Below are 15,728 nucleotides of genomic sequence, written 5' to 3'. Positions count from 1 at the left end.
AAGTGAATTTCTGTTGAACTTCAGTTCATACGCGCGTGATCTTAGTGAAAAATCAGTAATGTAGAGCTGTCCTAGTTCGTCGACAGGCCGGCATGGCTCAGCGGGCCCGGAGCATCACATAGAACGCCCCTGATCCACCGTGTTTACGGTTCGCTTCGGCATAGCCTGACGCCAGCTGGGCAAAGTCTGGATCGCGCATCCAATGTGTGAAGGAGCGGCGCAAAATGCCAGGCAGCGCCCGTTCTTCGGGGTTCCAAGGCTGGAACCGCCGGTCGTCGAGCGCGCGGGCGCCCGCGCCCTTGCCCGTGATCACGAGCACGGTCCGCATGCCCTTTGACCGGCAGCGATGCAAGAACCCCAGCAGGGCGTGGCGCGCGCTGGCGGTGGTCATGCCATGCAGATCCAGTCGGGCTTCCACCTCGATCTGGCCGCGGCGGACTTTCTTCTCCGGCGTCCGGTCCACAGGCGTCCGTTTTGCAGGACGCTGCGCCATTTCCCGCATAAGATCGCGCTGCAAGGCGCCGGATTTGAGAGGCGCCGTCTGAGGGATGGGCAGCGCGCTGGGCTTAGGCGGTTCAATATCCTCGCGCTCCAGCCGTTTCAAACGCTCTTTATCCAGCGGCTTCACCCCACGCGCAAACCGCGTCCAGAGCTCACGCTCTTCAGGCTTGAGCCCGCGTGGCGTGCGACGCTTGGCCATCAGCGGACCTGTTGCGCCGCCAGTTCATTAGGCAAAAGCAGCGTCCAGCGCGCGTTCGGATCGTTCTGCCGCCCGGCGCGTTCACCCGCTTCATAGCCCCAGCCGAAAAACAAATCCCCGCGAACCGGACCCAAAATCGCGCCGCCCGCATCCTGGGTGATCACAAGCCCCGACCAGTTTGGCGCCCCATGCAGCCGGGCGTTTACGACTACCGGAACCCCCCAGGCATGGTGAGCCGCATCCACGGCTATCGAGGCCATCGGCGTCAAAGGCGCACCCTGCGCCCCGATCGGGCCTTCGGTGTGATCATCAAGGCTATCGAGGGTGAAAAACACATAGCGCGGATTTTCATCAAACAATGGTCGCCAGGATTGCGGCCCGCGCAGGCGCAGCCAGTTTTCGATATCCTGTTTGGAGGCGTTGTGTTCTGACAATTCGCCGCGATCAATCAAGATCCTCCCGATCGACACATAGGGTCGGCCATTATGCGCCGCGAAGCGCACGCGCCCTTCAGAGCCATCCGGATACAGCAGTCGCCCTGAGCCCTGTATTTGCAGGAAAAAGACATCAATCGGGCGACCCCAGGCCAGGGGCACGCCCAGATTTTGCGCTTCGATCTCGGCGCGGGACTGATAGGGCACAAACTCGCGATCCGCCGCCCGGCCCACCACCCGGCGGCCTTCGAGCCCGGCGATGAACTGGCCCAAATCCCCAGTCAGCAAATCGCCAGGCAGGCCCCGGATCGCCATTGAGAATTCCGGAGTCGGCGACGCGCTAACCTCGACCACCGGCTCGTAATAGCCTGTCAGTCGGCCCGCGCCGTCCAGCTCAACGGGCGTGAAGCTGCGCTCAAAGAAAGCGCGTGCGCTCTCTGCATCCGGCTGCATGGGCGCCAGCATCGCCGCCTGAAGGCAAACAGACCGCCAATCGCCCGCCGTGCCGGCATATCCGACGCGCGGGTTCATCGGATCGCCGTCCGGCCGGTCTTCAATGCGTTCGCATGAACGCACAAACGCGGACAGCGCGGCCTGTGCATCCACGCTCCGCCAGCCCTCAATCCTTGAAAAAGGGACTGGATGGAGCGCCACAGAGCTGACCGCCGGGCGCGGCGGAAATCCGCCAGGCGATATGGGCTGGCCTGGCTGAGCGGAGGGCGGCGTGCCGGGTGCGCTGGAACACGCCGCCAGAAACAGACACGCCAGAAGCCCGGCGAGCTTAAGCGGGCTTGACCCCGGACAGACGCCAGTTGGGGTTGTTGGTGGTGACGTCACGCTCAAAGCTCCAGATCTCATCGACCGTTTTCAGTGTGGTGAGGTCACCCTCCACCACATCTCCTTGAGCATTGCGGGTTTCACTGGCGAGCTCGGCGGAGAAGGCGATCTTCACCTTGGCCCGATTATCGTTAAGAGAGGCTTCAGAAATCTCGGCGGATTTGATCCGGTCAATCTCTGTGGTCATCTTAAGGTCTTGCTCTTCCCGCGACGTGATCGCCTGATCATAGGCTTTCATGACCCGGTCTGACAGCAATGACTGAAGCGCCTCGCGATCACCCTTGGCGTATGCCGTGACGATCATCTCATAGGCCGCCTTGGCGCCTTTGATGAATTCCTTGGGGTCAAAGCTGGGGTCGTGCCGGGCGATCGCGGTCAGACCCTCGCCAGCAGGACCTGAGAAGCTCGCGGCGAAGGGCGTGTCCTCCCGGGGCGGACGCATGGAGGGCGGAGACGGCATGGCGCCAGCGGCTTCTGCCCGCTCACGCTGTTCGCGTTCCACATCCTCCGCTGTGCGGCCCGAGGGCTTGCCCAGCACCATGTACAGGCGCACGCCCAGGAACACGGCCAGGCCAGCGAAAAACAGGATTTGAAGAATGTCCATAAGGGGCGCTCGCGCAGGTTTGAGTGCGGTGTGGTCCAGATATAGGGGCTATGACCGTCCGCGTCACGCGGGGGGTTGAGCTTGCCGCACACGCGCGCGCATGCTACGCGCCCCGCTTCACCTTAGTCTGTTACGGGATTGCGCGCCCTGTGCGGTTCCGATCAAAACCTGAGTAGACTCATCATGACCGACGCGCCCGCTACGCCGCAAGGCGGCGAACAGCCGATGCCTCCCGCCATTCGTGTGGCGGGACAGTATGTCAAAGACCTGTCGTTTGAAAATCCTGGCGCGCCCGATAGCCTGCGCGGCGCCGGACAGCCCAATATCGATCTGAGCGTAGACGTTCAGGCGCGCGATATGGGCAGTGACATGTTCGAGGTTGAGCTGATCATCAGCGCCCGCGCCCAGCGCGACTCAAACCCCGTCTTCATCGTCGAGCTGACCTATGCGGGCCTGTTCCAGATCCAGAATGTGGACGCGCAAGCGCGTGAAGCCTTCCTGCTGATCGAATGCCCGCGTCTGATCTTCCCGTTTGCGCGCCGCGTCCTGTCTGACGCCACCCGCGATGGCGGCTTCCCGCCGCTGATGCTGGAACCGGTGGATTTCGCTGCGCTTTATCGTCAGCAAATGGCCAAGCGCGCCCAGGCTCAGCAAGGGGCTCCGGCGACCCCTCCGGCCGACGCCTAGGACCCAGCCTTACTCTGCCGAGGCGTCAGCCTTCAAAAGACCCAGAGACTGCCAGAGCGGGTCGTCCATCTCCGAGATAAACTCGGCGTGGGCGGCCCGTTCTTGTTCAGTGACCAGGGATTTGAGCGATTTCGGCCGCGGCGCGCGCACGGGATAGACCACTTTGCCGTCGCCGCCTTCCGCACCGGAAAAGCTCAAGCTTTGCTCGCGCCCGCCATTGAGCTCGAGATACACCTCCGCCAGCAAATAGGAGTCAATCAGCGCCCCGTGCTTGGTGCGGCTGTCGAGCGAGACGTCAAAGCGTTTACACAAGGCGTCAAGGCTTGCTGGCGAACCAGGAAACTTCGCCCGCGCCATGGCGGCGGTGTCGATAAAGCGTGATTTGGGGATGATCGGCCGGGCGCAACGCTCCAACTCCATATTGATGAAGCCCATATCGAACATGGCGTTATGCGCCACCAGCGTGGAGTCCTCGATAAACTCCAAGAACTGATCGACGATCTGGATGAAGACCGGCTCGTCTTTCAGCATTTCGCGGGTATGGCCGGTCACGGCCGTCACTTCAGCGGGAATATCGCGCTCTGGATTGATCAGAATACGCAAATCCCTGCCGGTCGGGATGAGATCAATCACCTCCACACAGCCCAGTTCGGTAATGCGGTCACCGCCTCTGGGGTCCAGACCTGTGGTCTCGGTATCGAAAATGATTTCGCGCTTGCTCATGACGCATCCCCATCCGGTTTGAGCTGATCTAAGAGCGCACGCACCTGATCGCGCGCACGCTCAACGCCCTGGCTGGTGTCGATCACATGGTCGGCGCGGGCGCGTTTTTCCGCATCCGGCGTCTGCCGCGCCAGAATGGCTTCAAACTTGTCCACGCTCATGCCCTTGCGCGCCAGAACCCGCTCACGTTGAACCGCTTCGGGCGCCGAGACCACCACCACATGATGAACCTGATCATGCTGGCCGGTTTCAAAAAGTAGCGGCACGTCCAGAACCACGATTTCAGCGCCAGAATGTTCCGCTTCGTGAAAAAACCGGCGACGCGCCGCCCCCACCAGCGGGTGGACAATAGCGTTCAGTGTTTCAAACTTTGCCGGATCCGCTTGCAAGGCAGCGCTCAGCTTTACGCGATCAACCCCGGCGCTGTCCGACGTGCAGCCGGGAAACGCGCGCTCGATCAAGGGCACGGCCTCGCCTCCGGGTCGATACATCTCCGCCACAGCCGCATCCGCATCAAACACCGGCACGCCTTCCTCTGCGAACAGGGCCGCAGTGGTCGTTTTTCCCATGCCGATGGATCCGGTGAGGCCCAGTACGATCATGCGCGTTGCTCCAACGCCGCCAGCAAGGCCCCGCGCACAGTGTCATGAGCCGGCGCCGACGCGCCAAAAAACGCTTCAAACGCCGGGCGCGCCTGCCCCACCAGCATGATAAGGCCATCAGCCGTGCGCCGACCCAATCGCTCAGCCTGCATCAGAAGCTCCGTCTTCAAGGGCGCATAGACCATGTCAAACACCAGCGCGTCGCCTGCAGTTCCGGACAGATCAACTGTGAGGGGCGGCTGGCCGGTCATGCCCAGTGATGTCGCGTTGATGACAAGGCTTGCGCCCTTAAACGCCGTAGCGTCATCCAGCGCATAGACCTCCGCTTTCAAACTGAAATCCTGCGCCAGCGCCTTCGCGCGATCCGCTGTGCGATTGAGGATACGGATTTCACGGTCCTGATCCTTGAGATGATAGAGCGCCGCTCGCGCCGCGCCGCCCGCACCAATCAAAACGGCGGGTCCAGACCCTGAATCTGATTCAAGTGCGCGGGCGATCCCGACATGATCGGTATTATCCGCCTCAATACGGCCCTGACGCCAGACCAGCACATTTGCGGCCCCAATGGCGCGCGCCGCGTCACTGGCCATATCCGCTGCGCGCAGAGCGGCCTCTTTATGCGGAACGGTGACATTGACGCCCACAAGACCGGCATGAAATCTGGCTCGGACCGCGTCAGTGAAGGCGTCAGGCTCGCATTCGATGATCACATAATCGCCAGGCTGACCCGTCTCATCGAGCCAGGTTTTCATGATCAGCGGAGATAGCGAATGCTCCGCCGGCCATCCCACCACCGCCGCTTTGGGCCAGTCGCTCGCCATTACTGCTCCAACACGCCTTCACGGCGCAACGCGTCCAGGACCGGGAGGAGCGACAGGCCGAGAATGGCGAAATAATCACCTTCTGTGCGCTCAAACAATTGCGCGCCGAGCCCTTCATAGGCGTAACAGCCCACGCCCTTCGTCAGAATGTCCCCAGCGTTCTCAAGATAATAGGCCAGGAATTCATCAGAAAAATCTCGCATCACAAGGGTCGACCGCGCCTGATGCCGCCAGACGATCTCACCATCACGCGCGAAAGCGATCCCGCCTTGAAGATAGTGAACGCCGCCGCGCAGCTGGCGCAGCCTGGCTTCAGCCTCTTCAACAGAACGCGCCTTGTCATAAGCGGCGCCTTCAAACTCGAGCACCTGATCAGACCCCAGCACCAGCGCGCCGGGACGTCGCTTGGACACCTCCAAGGCTTTGAGTTCGGCCAGTTTCAGCGCCAAAGCCGCCGGATCGCCCTGAAAGCTGTCCTTGACCGCGCCTTCATCAATGTCGGCGGGATCAATCTCAAAACTCAGCTGTGCGTTTTCCAGAATGGCGCGGCGTGACGCCGACCCGGAGGCAAGGATAAAGCTCATGGGGAAGGCCTCAGAATTTGGCTTTATGGTCGTTGAGAAGGTTGAGAACCTTTGCGGCGGTCTCTTCGATCGAGCGACGGGTGACGTCAATTGACGGCCAGTTATAGCGCGCGAACAAGCGCTTGGCGTGAATGACCTCTTCTTTCACCGTCTCCTCATCCACATAATCAGTGGAGCGGTCTTCCTTCAGATTCAGCAATCGATTGCGGCGGATCTGAATGATGCGCTCGGGCGAGGCGGTGAGCCCGACGATCAGCGGTTTTTTCAACCGATACAGGATTTCAGGCAAAGGCGCGCCCGGCACCAGAGGAATGTTGGCGGTGCGTATGCCCCTATGCCCCAGATAAATGCTGGTGGGGGTTTTCGAGGTGCGCGATACGCCCAGCAAGATGACGTCGGCGCTGGCCAGATCATCCCCCTGCCCATCATCATGGGCCATGGAATAATTCATCGCCTCGATCCGGCGATAATAGTCCGCATCCAGCACCCGCTGGGCGCCCGCCTTGCCCTGAACCGGTGCGCCCAGATAGCTCGACATGGTCGCCTGAATGGGATCAAGCACCGCCAAAGCCGGCATTCCCATGGAGGCGCAGGCGTCTTCCAGATCCCGACGCAGATCGGCGTTCACCAGGGTGAACATGACGATGCCGGGAAAAGCCTGAATGTGTTCCAGAGCCCGCTCCAGCTGCCGCGGTGACCGCACCAGCGCGAACAAATGCTCGATGGGCCGTACATTCTGGAACTGCGCCACCGATGCACGCATGACTTCCATCAGGGTTTCCCCCGTAGAATCGGAAATCATATGTACGTGGAAATAGATTCCGATTTCGCCGGACCGGGCCATGTGCGGCTCCTCAACAGACTTCATCCCCCATCGGTAGCTTGATGCGGGCAGGCTGTGAATAACCCTGTCTGCTTGTCCACGACTTCAAGGCGTTTGGGGACAAGACAGAGCGCGCTGCTCAACGGCGCCCAATTGGCGCCCAGCCATTCACAGCTGGGCATAAACAGATCAAACAGGCGCAGCGATCTGTCGATAATTATCTGAGTCCGAGATGAGGGTTTTCAGCCGTCCGCTGACTCACATTCGCATAGGCCAATGTTAACCAAGGTAAAAAATGAGTTAACGTCTCATTTTGATACGAAAGTCTGACCGTGGATGACCGCAGCCCACACCCTGTGGATAGCTGGCGCCAGCGGTGAAGCGTCGCACTTATCCACGTTATGGGCGCCTCTACTATCACCCCCTCTTTTAATTCAATTAAAAAGAAAGGTATGACCGGGTCTGACCTGACCGGGGATAAGTCTCAAACCTCGGCGCTGAAGAGAGCTATCGATGACTGACAAGAACCAGCCTTTCCTGCGTGTCCTGGCCGGCGAAACCGTCTCTCCCCCGCCGATCTGGCTGATGCGTCAAGCCGGACGGTATCTGCCTGAATACCGCGAGGTCCGCGCCAACCAGCCAGATTTCATCAATTTCTGCCTGAACCCAGACGCCGCTGCTGAAGTCACCTTGCAGCCCATCCGCCGTTATGGCTTTGACGCCTCCATCGTGTTCGCTGACATTTTGCTGATCCCATATGGACTGGGGCAAAAAGTCTGGTTTGAAAAAGGTGAAGGGCCAAAGCTGGAGCCGCTGGCGCTCGACGATATCAGTTCGCTGTCTGTCGACAGGGCGACCGAGGTTCTCAGCCCTGTCAGCGAGACCATCCGCAAGGTCCGTGCGGGCCTTCCTGACACTTGCTCGCTGATCGGCTTTGCAGGATCGCCCTGGACGGTCGCCACCTATATGATCGAGGGCGGCGGCTCAAAAGACCGGTTCAAGGCCCGCACTCTTGCCTGGAGTCAGCCCGCCGCGTTTGACGCCCTGATGGATCTTTTGGCGGAAGCGAGCGCCCAGTATCTCAAAGCACAAGCGGATGCGGGCGCGAACGCGCTGAAGCTTTTTGACTCCTGGGCGGAGGGCTTGCCTGATCCCTTGTTCGACCGCGTGATCATACGCCCCACCAAGCTCATCATTGATCGTTTGCGTGAGATGGGCGTGACTCTTCCGGTGATCGGGTTTCCCCGTGGCGCGGGTCCGCAAGCGATCCGCTATGCGCGCGAGACCGGCGTTCACTGTCTGGCGCTGGATCATGGCGTGGATACGGGCTGGGCGCGTGAGGCGTTCCCTAAGGATCTCGTCTTGCAAGGCCAGCTGGACCCGGCTGTGCTGCGCGCTGGCGGCGCCATGCTGGATTCAGAGATTGATCGCCTCCTTTCCGCATGGTCGGGTCGGCCCTATGTGTTCAACCTCGGACACGGCATTCATCTCGACACGCCGCCTGAAAACGTCACCCGGCTGATCGAGCGGGTGCGTAGTTTCAAGGCCTAAGCCATTACGGCGGCGTTGATTTCAGACAGGAGTAAGGTCATGGCGCGGCGTATTGCAGTGGTGCTGTTCAATCTGGGCGGTCCGGACAAGCCCGAGAATGTGCGGCCCTTTCTGCGCAATCTGTTCCGCGACCCTGCGATCATCGGCGCGCCAGGCCTGATCCGTGAAGCGCTGGCCTGGTTCATTTCCACGACCCGAACCAAGGAAGCGACGGAAAACTACGCCAAGATGGGCGGCGGATCGCCCATTGTGCCTGAAAGCCAAAAACAGGCGACCGCCCTGACCGCTGCTCTGCAAGAGCATTTGAGGGAAGGCGATGAGGTGCGCTGTTTCCTCTCCATGCGGTACTGGCATCCCTTCGTTGCGGAATCGGTTGAAGCTGTGAAGGCCTATGATCCGGATGAAATTGTGCTTTTGCCGCTCTATCCGCAATTTTCGACAACGACCACCGGCTCATCGCTGAAAGCGTGGACCGATGCAGGCGGGCCTGAGGCGCGCGCGATCTGCTGCTATCCTGAAGAGGCGGATTTCATCACCGCCCACGCCAGGCTGATCGAGCAGGCCTGGGAGACAGCCGGCAAGCCAGACGATACGCGCGTGCTCTATTCAGCGCATGGCCTGCCCGAGACCATCATCAAGAAGGGCGACAGCTATCAATGGCAGGTCGAACAGACCGTGGCCCAGGTGAATGCGCGCCTGCCTGAGCATCTTCAAAACCATGAGATTTGCTACCAGTCCCGCGTTGGCCCGCTGAAATGGATCGGTCCGTCCACAGAAGAAGCGATCGAACGCGCCTGTCAGGATGGGAAGCACATCCTTTTGACCCCGATCGCGTTTGTGTCCGAGCATATCGAGACCTTGGTCGAGCTTGATGAAGAATACGCCGAGCTTGCTGAAGAGCATGGCGCCCGAGGCTATGACCGGGTGCCGGCGCTGGGGGACCAGCCTGATTTCATTGCAGCGCTGGCCAAGATCACGGTAGAAGCGCTTGAGGGCGGCAAGGGTCTCAAACCGCCTCAGGGCAAACCGATCTGCCCGGCCAAATTCGGACGATGCCCGTGTTATGAAGCGGGTCTGAAACAGGGCGACGCGGCGTAATGGATTTTATTCTTCCTGGCTCTATCGGCTATCTGGTGATCAAGGCGCTGCACATCATTGCGGTGATCTTCTGGATGGCTGGGATGCTCTATCTGCCCCGTCTGTTCGTGTATCACCATCAGGCCCAGACGGCGGGGGAGCTGGAAGGCGCGCTTCTGATTCAGGAACGCAATTTGCTCAAGATCATCTTGAACCCGGCTTTGATTGCGGTCTGGATTCTCGCGATCATCATGATTGTCGCCAATCCGGGCCTGTTCAGCCAGGGCTGGTTTCATTTCAAACTGTTGCTCGTGGTGCTGATGTCCGGCATTCACGGGTTTTATGCCGCGAACGCCAAGAAATTCGCCAAGGGTGAACGGCCACGCTCTGAAAAGTTCTGGCGGATCATGAATGAAGGGCCGGCGATCCTCGTAATCCTTATTGTGCTTCTGGCCGTCGTGAAGCCGTTCTGAGCCTGAAAAATCATTGACGATGACCTCGGTTCGTGGCAGGGAGAAGTGACTCCTCTGAGGATCCCTCCTTTTGGCTTCGGGCCGCGCCAGCGCATACGTCTGGACAGCGCTTGAGCCGACTATCCATGTCCATAGTCGATCTGCGCCGAGACCGGCGCTGTTCGTCGTCTGATGTTTCGCAAGACCTGTGCAGTATCCTGTCTTGTGAGCCGAGCTGTCTGAGAAACCCATGACCGATACGCCTGAAACCGAGCCGCAGGACGGCAGCGACGCTGTATCCCATTCGACCCGGCGCATGTCGCTTCAGGAATTGAAGGAAAAGTCGCCCGCCGAACTGGTGGAGTTGGCTGAAAGCCTGGATATCGAAAACGCTTCCGCGCTGCGCAAGCAAGGCATGATGTTCGCCATTCTCAAAGCGCTGGCCGATGAGGGTGCGGAGATTTCAGGCGGCGGGACGCTGGAAGTGTTGCAGGACGGGTTTGGATTTTTGCGGGCGCCGGAATCCAACTATCTGCCAGGCCCGGACGACATTTATGTCTCCCCAAGCCAGATCCGCCGCTTTGGCCTGCGTACAGGCGATACAGTGGAAGGCGAGATCCGGGCCCCGCGCGAGAATGAGCGGTATTTCGCTCTGCTGAAGGTCTCTTCGATTAATTTTGAAGAACCTGAGAAGTCTCGCCATAAGGTCCATTTTGATAATTTGACCCCGCTTTATCCTGATGAGCGGTTCAATATGGAAATCCAGGACCCGACCAAGAAAGACCGGTCAGGCCGTGTGATCGATATCGTGTCCCCTCTGGGCAAGGGCCAGCGCGCCCTGATCGTGGCGCCCCCGCGGACCGGTAAGACGATGCTGATGCAGAACGTCGCTCACGCCATCGAGACCAATCACCCTGAATGCTATCTGATGGTGCTGCTCATCGATGAGCGCCCTGAAGAAGTCACCGACATGCAGCGCACGGTGAAAGGCGAGGTCGTGGCCTCCACCTTTGACGAGCCGGCGACGCGGCACGTCCAGGTGGCCGAGATGGTCATCGAGAAAGCCAAGCGCTTGGTCGAACACAAGCGTGACGTGGTCATCTTGCTTGATTCCATTACGCGCCTGGGCCGGGCCTATAACACTGTGGTCCCAAGCTCTGGCAAGGTGCTGACCGGCGGTGTGGACGCCAACGCTCTGCAACGTCCCAAGCGTTTCTTCGGCGCGGCGCGGAACATTGAAGAGGGCGGCAGCCTGACCATCATCTCGACCGCGCTGATCGACACCGGTTCGCGCATGGACGAGGTGATCTTTGAAGAGTTCAAGGGCACCGGCAACTCCGAGATCATTCTGGACCGGAAAGTCGCCGACAAGCGCGTCTTCCCGGCCATCGACATCCTCAAATCCGGCACCCGGAAAGAAGAACTGCTGGTGCCCAAGCAGGATCTGCAGAAAACCTATGTGCTGCGCCGGATCCTTAATCCGATGGGCACCCAGGATGCGATTGAGTTCCTCCTCTCCAAGCTCAAGGAAACCAAGAACAACGCCGAGTTCTATGATTCCATGAACACCTGATTTTTCAAGGTGTTGTGTATTGCAGCGGCCGCCCTTCGGGGCGGCCGTTTGCGTTTGGGGCTAGCGTTTGGATGCCGGGATATGGGATAATGCTTAAAAGCTAAAGTATCGGGGAGAAACCCATGTCCGAACCCAATATCACCCTTTATCACGCACCCATGTCCCGATCGGTTCGAGTGCGTTGGTGCCTTGAAGAGATGGGCTTGCCGCACAGGCTTGAAAATCTGGGGCCTATTACGGGCAGCCAGCGTGGCAAGATGGGGGGCGATGCGTTCAAGGCCATCAATCCCATGCAGAAAATTCCGGCCATGACCGATGGCGACCGGGTGATGCTGGAATCAGTCGCCATGGTGGAATATCTGGTGACGAAATACGGCCCGACCGACCTCGCCGTCACGCCAGATGAGCCTGATTACGATCGCTATCTGGAATGGATGCATTTTAGCGAAGGGACGATGTCCATGGCGGTCAATCTGACTCTCGCGCACACCACGCTTCTCCCCGAGGACCAAAGGAACCCGGCGCTGGCCAAATGGGCGCGCATGGAGCTCGACAAGCAGCTCAAGCTGGTCGCTGAGCGCGGTCTGGGCGAGGGGCGCGAGTATCTGGCCGCCAACCGGTTCACGGCCGCCGATATCGCTTTGGGCTATCTGTTTTATCTGTTGAAGATCGTCAAACAGTTTGAGGGCGCCCCTGAAGCGGTGAGTGCGTATTTTGATCGTTTGCGGTCCCGCCCTGCCTGGCAGCGCGCCAGCGCGGACTGAGTATAAAAAAGCCGGCGAGACAACTCGCCGGCTTTTCTTTTCCAGACACGATCTGAGCTGAACTTAACCCTGAGCTGCAGGACAGGCCTCAAGCAGGGCGCGTGAAGCCTCATAGGCGTCAAGCGCCGCCGCGGCCGCTGGCACATCATCCACCGAGATCACTTCTGCGCCGTTTTCGCTGAGCAGCTGATAGTCCACGGTGCCGTTCCGTTCGCCGCCGAAATCGCCGAAGCTGGTTTCGAGGCCGAGAGCGGCGAGTTCGGCGTCCCAGTCAGGATTTCCGGTTCCGACACCCAACCAGACCGTGGTCAGGGTGAAATCCACACCGCCCTCATTAAGACGTTCAAGATCGTCTGCATCCCGTGCGCCGACGGACAAGGCGACATCTGGCGCCAAGCCAGACAGGGTGATCGCATCCTCGATCGAATAGGTGATTACAACGGAGCGATCGACGGCGTTCGCCGCAACCAGCGCATCACTGATCTCTTCAAAGCTGGTGTCTTTGAGATCCACCTGAGCGAAGCCGCGTCCGGTCAGAAAAGTGAGCGCTTCGGCGAAAGTGGGCACGCCTTCGTCCAGCACCTGACCGTCGACGTCGACAAGTTGCAGCTCGGAAATCTCGGCATAGGTCAACTCGTTGACCGGACCGCTTCCGTTCGTGGTGCGATCCACGGTGTCGTCATGCATCAGGATCAAGACGCCATCCGCTGTTTTGGCGACGTCCATTTCCATGAACAGAGCACCCTCATCGAGTGAGGCCTGCATGGCGCCGATGGAGTTTTCTGCTGCACCCGGACGATCGCCCGTGCGATGGGCCTGGAGCAGAGTCACGCCTTGCTCGCGGGCGCAATCGAGATAGGCGGGCAAGTCCACGCCGGTCAGCCACAGATCAGGCGCTGCGGTTTCAGCCTGGCTTGCGTTGAGCTCAGACGGAGTCGCCGGTTCGGCGGTTTGCTCGGGCGCTGGCGCTTGCGCGGAACAGGCGGCGAGGGCGAACAGGCTCACGCCTAGAAGGAAGCGCATGGAAATGTTCCTATTTCAGATTATCATTCAAGAAGTTGATCGATCTTGCATTGGCAAGTTTCGCATCTTCGGCGTGATAGTGAGCACCGCCGGGACGGGCGAACGCGTGATCACGATCTGCATAATGATGAAGTGTGACAAGTCCATGCCCGGACAGTGCATCCATGATCTGGGTCTGGGCTTCGGGCGGCACGAACTCGTCCTGACCCGCGATATGCAGCATGAGCGGATGAGAGATCGAGGACGCCTCTGAAAGCAGGTTCTGGATGTTGACCCCGTAATAGCCGACGCACGCGTCCGCATCTGTCCGGCAAGCGGTCAGATAGGCCAGTTGTCCGCCCAGGCAGTAGCCGACGGCGCCGACCTTGGGCGCGCCGCTCTCTCTCACTTGCGCGATGGTGGCGGCGACATCCTTGATCCCTGCATCCACATCGAATTTGCCGAAGAGATCGAAGGCTTGCTTCCACTCTTCCTCAGTTTGATCCGTAATCTGAATACCTGGTTGGATCCGCCAGAACAGATCGGGGCAAATCGCTGTGAAGCCCTGGGCGGCGTAGGCGTCGCACAGCTCTCGCATAACGGCGTTCACGCCGAAGATTTCCTGCAAGACGATGAGGGCGGGGCCTTCACCGGTCTGATAGGCGGAAAAGTCGCCATCGGGGCCATGAATGATGATGTCTGATCCTGCCATGAGACGAGTCTCCTTGGAGTTTGAGCGGGTGCGGCAGCCTGGCTTTGTCATGCGCCGCATGGAGGCGTACAGTGGAGCGATGAATTTTTCGCCCGCTGCGCGGCGAGACTGAGGCGAGGCCCCCATGAAGGTCAACATCAATATCGAATGCACTCCGGAAGAGGCGCGGACCTTTATGGGCCTGCCTGATGTCACAGGGCTCAATGCTCAACTCGTTGAGGAGATGAGCAAGCGCATGTCCGCCAATATGGACGCCATGGAGCCCGACGCCTTGATGCGCTCGTGGATGACCATGGGCGGGGAATGGCAAAAGCAGATGATGGGTTTGATGAGCCAGGCTGCAAGCGGCCGCACATCAGGATCTGACAAGAGCTGACGCCCTTCATGACCGAGACGATTTTTGCACTGGCCAGCGCGCCCGGCCGATCTGGCGTGGCGGTGATCCGTGTCAGCGGACCTGAGACGGGGCGGGTTCTGGACGCCATTGCAGGCGAGCCGCGGCCCAAGCCGCGTCGGGCGGCGCTGCGAGCGTTTCGGGCTGCTGATGGCTCCGTCATCGATCAGGGTCTGGCGCTCTGGTTCGAGGGGCCGGCGAGCTTCACCGGCGAGGACTGCGCGGAGTTTCATGTTCATGGCGGGGCCGCCGTGATCGACGCCATGGCGGACCGCTTTATGGCGTTGGGTGTACGTCCAGCGGAAGCAGGGGAGTTCACCCGTCGCGCGTTTCAGAACGGCAAGATGGATCTGACCGAAGCCGAAGGCCTGGCGGATCTGATTGACGCAGAAACGGAAGGCCAACGTGAACAGGCCTTGTCTCAAATGACCGGCGCGCTGCGCAGCCTGTATGAAGACTGGCGCGAACAATTGATCTCTGTGCTCGCCGCCATTGAGGGCGAGGTGGATTTTCCCGATGAAGAGGATGTGCCTGACACCTTGTCCGATACGGCGGGTCCGCCGCTTGAGGCGCTCAGCCAGGCTTTGAGCGAGCATCTCGATGACGGCCGGCGTGGCGAGCGGGTGCGTGAAGGCTTCTCCATTGCGCTGATCGGTGAACCTAATGCCGGAAAATCCACCTTGCTGAACGCTCTGGCGCGTCGAGATGCGGCCATCGTTACCGATATTCCGGGCACCACACGGGACGTCGTTGAAGTGCGTCTTATTCTGGGAGGTTTCCCGGTGATCATCGCGGATACAGCCGGCTTGCGTAACGCGGCGGATCAGGTGGAGGCTGAAGGGGTCAAACGCGCGCTCAAGCGGGCGGAAAGCGCGGATGTGCGACTCGGCGTCGTCGATGTTTCACGTGAAACATTGCCCGACAAGCTTCTGGAAACCCTGCGTCCCGACGATGCTCTGATCCTGAACAAGATGGATCAGGGGCAGGCGCTTCATGTATCAGATGAGCTGGGTATGACCCGGTTCAAGCTGTGTGCGAAGTCGGGCGAGGGATTGACAGCCCTGGAAGGCTGGTTGGAGCAATTGGTAATAGAGCGATTGAGCCGCCGCGAGGCGCCAGCCTTGTCTCGGGCCCGCCACCGTCGGGCGGTGGAGCGCGCGTTGGATCATTTGAACGCGGCCCGAGGCCAGCTGTCGCGGGCGCCGGAGCTTGCGGCCAGCGATGTGCATCTGGCGATCCGGGCGCTGGAAAGCCTGACGGGACGGATCGATGTGGAGGACGTGCTCGATCGTGTGTTCAGCCAGTTCTGTATCGGCAAATAGGCGCCATTTTCAGGCCTTGAAACTCTGACATCATCTCGACTCCTTACCCCCGGCGCCCTATGTAAG

At 60.0% G+C, this 15,728-nt stretch carries 18 protein-coding genes; 8 read left to right on the top strand and 10 right to left on the bottom strand.

The window, feature by feature from the left end:
• Window positions 1-97: 97 nt before the first annotated feature.
• The 3 genes from ACP154_RS05430 to ACP154_RS05420 form a co-directional block, all read right to left on the bottom strand.
• On the bottom strand, window positions 98-700 hold the full coding sequence (locus ACP154_RS05430; RefSeq protein ID WP_421861131.1) for a Smr/MutS family protein: 603 nt from the start codon (window positions 698-700) through the stop codon (window positions 98-100).
• A complete protein-coding gene (locus tag ACP154_RS05425) occupies window positions 700-1,740 on the bottom strand; it encodes a murein transglycosylase A (RefSeq protein ID WP_421861134.1) in 1,041 nt (346 codons plus the stop codon). The genes ACP154_RS05430 and ACP154_RS05425 overlap by 1 nt, the downstream gene beginning before the upstream one ends.
• Before the next feature lie 175 nt (window positions 1,741-1,915).
• Window positions 1,916-2,575, bottom strand: a complete 660-nt coding sequence (locus tag ACP154_RS05420; protein WP_421861136.1) for a Tim44/TimA family putative adaptor protein — start codon at window positions 2,573-2,575, stop codon at window positions 1,916-1,918.
• A gap of 183 nt (window positions 2,576-2,758) precedes the next feature.
• Between ACP154_RS05420 and secB the strand changes: the two genes are divergently transcribed.
• A complete protein-coding gene (gene secB, locus ACP154_RS05415; RefSeq protein WP_421861139.1) occupies window positions 2,759-3,262 on the top strand; it encodes a protein-export chaperone SecB in 504 nt (167 codons plus the stop codon).
• Window positions 3,263-3,271: 9 nt separating this feature from the next.
• Here the strand turns inward: secB and dnaQ are convergent, their stop codons facing one another.
• From dnaQ to ACP154_RS05390, 5 genes are read right to left on the bottom strand one after another with little or no spacing between them, the layout of a single operon-like run.
• Window positions 3,272-3,985, bottom strand: a complete 714-nt coding sequence (dnaQ, locus tag ACP154_RS05410) for a DNA polymerase III subunit epsilon (protein ID WP_421861142.1) — start codon at window positions 3,983-3,985, stop codon at window positions 3,272-3,274.
• Window positions 3,982-4,587, bottom strand: a complete 606-nt coding sequence (gene coaE, locus ACP154_RS05405) for a dephospho-CoA kinase (RefSeq protein WP_421861145.1) — start codon at window positions 4,585-4,587, stop codon at window positions 3,982-3,984. The genes dnaQ and coaE overlap by 4 nt, the downstream gene beginning before the upstream one ends.
• Window positions 4,584-5,408: a shikimate dehydrogenase gene (aroE, locus tag ACP154_RS05400; RefSeq protein WP_421861147.1), complete on the bottom strand. Its 825-nt coding sequence runs from the start codon at window positions 5,406-5,408 to the stop codon at window positions 4,584-4,586. Before aroE ends, coaE begins: the two co-directional genes overlap by 4 nt.
• A complete protein-coding gene (locus ACP154_RS05395) occupies window positions 5,408-5,992 on the bottom strand; it encodes a Maf family protein (RefSeq protein WP_421861149.1) in 585 nt (194 codons plus the stop codon). The genes aroE and ACP154_RS05395 overlap by 1 nt, the downstream gene beginning before the upstream one ends.
• A gap of 10 nt (window positions 5,993-6,002) precedes the next feature.
• Window positions 6,003-6,836: a pyruvate, water dikinase regulatory protein gene (locus ACP154_RS05390; RefSeq protein ID WP_107713621.1), complete on the bottom strand. Its 834-nt coding sequence runs from the start codon at window positions 6,834-6,836 to the stop codon at window positions 6,003-6,005.
• 492 nt (window positions 6,837-7,328) lie between these two features.
• On the opposite strand from ACP154_RS05390, the gene hemE reads away from it, so the two are divergent.
• The 5 genes from hemE (at window position 7,329) to ACP154_RS05365 (ending at window position 12,232) form a co-directional block, all read left to right on the top strand.
• Window positions 7,329-8,366: a uroporphyrinogen decarboxylase gene (gene hemE, locus ACP154_RS05385; RefSeq protein ID WP_421861152.1), complete on the top strand. Its 1,038-nt coding sequence runs from the start codon at window positions 7,329-7,331 to the stop codon at window positions 8,364-8,366.
• 39 nt (window positions 8,367-8,405) lie between these two features.
• On the top strand, window positions 8,406-9,464 hold the full coding sequence (hemH, locus tag ACP154_RS05380) for a ferrochelatase (protein WP_421861154.1): 1,059 nt from the start codon (window positions 8,406-8,408) through the stop codon (window positions 9,462-9,464).
• Window positions 9,464-9,916, top strand: coding sequence for a protoporphyrinogen oxidase HemJ (hemJ, locus tag ACP154_RS05375; protein ID WP_133724410.1), 453 nt, complete (start codon window positions 9,464-9,466; stop codon window positions 9,914-9,916). The genes hemH and hemJ overlap by 1 nt, the downstream gene beginning before the upstream one ends.
• 295 nt (window positions 9,917-10,211) lie before the next feature.
• Window positions 10,212-11,468: a transcription termination factor Rho gene (gene rho, locus ACP154_RS05370; protein WP_107713620.1), complete on the top strand. Its 1,257-nt coding sequence runs from the start codon at window positions 10,212-10,214 to the stop codon at window positions 11,466-11,468.
• 122 nt (window positions 11,469-11,590) lie between these two features.
• Complete coding sequence (locus ACP154_RS05365) at window positions 11,591-12,232, top strand: glutathione S-transferase family protein (protein ID WP_421861157.1); 642 nt, start codon at window positions 11,591-11,593, stop codon at window positions 12,230-12,232.
• A 63-nt stretch (window positions 12,233-12,295) separates the two neighbouring features.
• Here ACP154_RS05365 and ACP154_RS05360 read toward each other — a convergent pair whose 3' ends face one another.
• Both ACP154_RS05360 and ACP154_RS05355 read right to left on the bottom strand, forming a co-directional pair.
• Window positions 12,296-13,255: a glycerophosphodiester phosphodiesterase family protein gene (locus ACP154_RS05360; protein WP_421861159.1), complete on the bottom strand. Its 960-nt coding sequence runs from the start codon at window positions 13,253-13,255 to the stop codon at window positions 12,296-12,298.
• Between the two features lie 10 nt (window positions 13,256-13,265).
• On the bottom strand, window positions 13,266-13,946 hold the full coding sequence (locus ACP154_RS05355) for a dienelactone hydrolase family protein (protein WP_421861162.1): 681 nt from the start codon (window positions 13,944-13,946) through the stop codon (window positions 13,266-13,268).
• Between the two features lie 124 nt (window positions 13,947-14,070).
• Here ACP154_RS05355 and ACP154_RS05350 point away from each other — a divergent pair, with 124 nt between their 5' ends.
• Window positions 14,071-14,322 carry a DUF6489 family protein gene (locus ACP154_RS05350; RefSeq protein ID WP_107712002.1) on the top strand — a complete coding sequence of 84 codons (252 nt, stop codon included), beginning with the start codon at window positions 14,071-14,073 and terminating at the stop codon, window positions 14,320-14,322.
• An 8-nt stretch (window positions 14,323-14,330) separates the two neighbouring features.
• Window positions 14,331-15,662: a tRNA uridine-5-carboxymethylaminomethyl(34) synthesis GTPase MnmE gene (mnmE, locus tag ACP154_RS05345; protein WP_421861164.1), complete on the top strand. Its 1,332-nt coding sequence runs from the start codon at window positions 14,331-14,333 to the stop codon at window positions 15,660-15,662.
• Window positions 15,663-15,728: the final 66 nt, after the last annotated feature.

Source organism: Oceanicaulis sp. (genome assembly GCF_965249665.1).
In the GTDB taxonomy this organism is placed as follows: Bacteria; Pseudomonadota; Alphaproteobacteria; order Caulobacterales; family Maricaulaceae; genus Oceanicaulis.
This window is presented reverse-complemented; position numbering and strand designations above follow the sequence as displayed.